Here is a 2,494-nt window from a genome sequence, read left to right as displayed (position 1 = left end):
GATCCTCTTGTATCGTTGCCACACCATGATCACAAAACTTCCATTAGCTCTAAAACTATAGGAGTATACGAACAAGGATACAATGAACTAACTTTATCCAACTTAAAAGATAAAGAACAAATCTATCTAAAAGCAGAAAGAGACTATGATGAATTGGTTCAGCACAACTTTACTCAAAGAATTTTAAATGATAAAGATTCTATGGTGGATGGGATTTATAATGAAAGAATTAAAAAAGTTCATACGCAAACCATAGATTTAGCTAAAAATGTCAATGTTGGTGCTGAGTATCTAATAAATGTAGGTTTATCTAAAGACACCATAGTTGGATTATCTAACACTTTAAATGTAGGAGTAGACAACAAGTTAAGAGTAGCTAAAAATTCAAGTGAATATATAGGAGAAAATAAAGACACTGAAATATGCGCAAACAAAAATACCATTATACATAAAGATGAAACTAGAAATGTTAAAGGAAACAAAAAAGAAATTATAGAAGGTTATTACAATATAAATACAAGCAATAAAATACAAGTCTTGAGCGAAAAAGAGATAGATTATAAAAGCAAAGACAATATTCTTTTTACAAGCAATGAATCCATGGGATTTGAAAGCGATAAAAATACAAGTATGGTGGCTGATAATATCACTACCTATGCAAAAACAACTCACTATCTAAAGGCTGATAGTGAGGCAACTATACAAGTAGGAGAAACATTGATTAATGCTAAACCAGATTGTGTTATCATTAAAGCAGGTGGAGTAGAAGTAGTGATAGATTCTAAGGGCCTTGTTGTTAAAGGTGGAGAAATTAAAGCGGAGTAAATATATAGTATTTTTTTGAAAATAAATACTATATTTTAAAAATTTTAGAATGCCAAATATTAGTAATACAATAAATAGTATAAAAAAATATCATTATGATTTTTATAGAAAATTTTATAAACTATTTTTAAAATACCAAGGAATATAAATGAAAAAACCTTTTTATAAACTTAAAAAATTTTATATACCCTGCGGTTTACTTATAGCTTTGATTATTTTTATAAGCTTAGCTTATCGCCCTTTAGAGCTTATCTTTTGGGATAAGTATTATTATGAAAAAGAAAATCAAATTAGAAAAGAGATATCTAAATTATTCTGGAGCAACGAAGAAGAATTTAAAAAAGTTTTTGTAGAACAAAACTTAAATCAAGAATTAAAACTTAATCAAAAAGAATTATTAAATTATATGCATAATTTTAAAAAAGATTTTAAATTTATGCAAATTTTAGGTTTAGACAATGCTTATTTGGTAGCTCTTAGAAATAAAGTAAGTATATTTGGAAGAAAAAGTGAAACTAATCTTAATTATTTTTATCTTGCTTCTAATAGCACTACCAATTTAAACGAAATGAATAATTTTATAAGCATTATGGATAGATATATCATTTTTATTAACAAAATAGATGCATTGCCTGACACTTATGCACTTATGAAAATAGCCTTTAATGCTGATTATTTTCTTTTTAATTTAATCCCATTTGCTTCAAGCCTAGATAAAAACTTTATGTGTTCTATACCTCAAAAAGAACAGTTATTAGAAAATATGATTAATTCTTATAAAAAAATGAATTTATTATATAAAACAAAACTAAAAACCGAAATTCAAGAAATGATATACCCAACAATATATAAAGCAAAAAGATATAATTATTTCATAAATATTGCTAAAGGAAGATTAAATGCATGCGGAAGATAATTTAAATTTTAAAGATAATTTTTAAATTATATAGGAAAAATAAATGTCTATTTATAAAGAATGTGAAGTTTGTAAAACAAAAATCAATAAATTACAAAATATTTGGAATATATTCTCAGGCAAATTAGAAATAAAATGCAAAAATTGCAAAAGTAAATATGGAGTTTCTAGTAAGATTATAAACTGGATATATGATACTTTTGTATATTTATTGCTTATTCCAGATAGTATGCTTTTAATTATAATATTTTTTGGTGGATATTTTTTTGTCAAATATGGATTATTAGTAGTGCTTTACTTATTAGCAATTATCTTTCTTGTTAGAAAACTAATAAATATTGTTTTACTTCTTCTTTGTAAATTAAAAAGGCTAGAAAATGAGAGATAAAGGATTAATGGAACATCTTAAGGATATTAAAAGATTGTTATATAGGACTTTATGATTTTGGAGATTTTTTAGCTAGAATTTCAGGTTTTAGAGATTGGCAAGAAAAAAGTGTTATTTTAGATGATTTTCATAAATGGCAGACGCTAGAAGAATTGGACTTTTTAAAAGATATTATTAAAAATGAAACTTCTAGAAATATTATACTAGAATATTTAATAAAAGATATCAATGAAAGACCTTTGTATTATTTAGCACCATCAGGAATTTTAACAACAATTAAAAAAATAACCAAAACAAAAAAACTATTCATAATAAACATAACTTCTTTAGGAGGAAAAGCAACATCCACCACCCACTCTCTCTAC

General features: G+C 24.9%; 4 protein-coding genes. All 4 read left to right on the top strand.

Annotated elements, in window-relative coordinates; genetic code table 11:
* On the top strand, positions 1 to 825 hold an 825-nt coding region (locus L8X33_RS08490), incomplete at its 5' end, for a bacteriophage T4 gp5 trimerisation domain-containing protein (RefSeq protein WP_318529613.1).
* 148 nt (positions 826 to 973) lie between these two features.
* The gene (locus tag L8X33_RS08485; RefSeq protein WP_263666969.1) at positions 974 to 1,741 is read left to right on the top strand and encodes a hypothetical protein; all 768 of its coding nucleotides are present in this window, start codon (positions 974 to 976) and stop codon (positions 1,739 to 1,741) included.
* Between the two features lie 43 nt (positions 1,742 to 1,784).
* Complete coding sequence (locus tag L8X33_RS08480; protein ID WP_263666970.1) at positions 1,785 to 2,129, top strand: hypothetical protein; 345 nt, start codon at positions 1,785 to 1,787, stop codon at positions 2,127 to 2,129.
* Positions 2,130 to 2,281: 152 nt separating this feature from the next.
* Positions 2,282 to 2,494, top strand: a 213-nt coding sequence (locus L8X33_RS08475) for a hypothetical protein (RefSeq protein ID WP_263670481.1), incomplete at its 3' end; no start/stop codon positions are given.

The organism is Campylobacter sp. CNRCH_2014_2849, assembly GCF_025772845.1.
Classification (GTDB): domain Bacteria; phylum Campylobacterota; class Campylobacteria; order Campylobacterales; family Campylobacteraceae; genus Campylobacter_D; species Campylobacter_D lari_D.
Note: the sequence above shows the minus strand (reverse complement) of the source record. Positions and strands in the feature narration are given on the sequence as shown.

Bases quoted from the DNA above. Each gene is read 5' to 3' on its own strand.
- L8X33_RS08485 (WP_263666969.1), top strand. From the start codon at position 974: ATGAAAAAACCTTTTTATAAACTTAAAAAATTTTATATACCCTGCGGT.
- L8X33_RS08480 (WP_263666970.1), top strand. From the start codon at position 1,785: ATGTCTATTTATAAAGAATGTGAAGTTTGTAAAACAAAAATCAATAAA.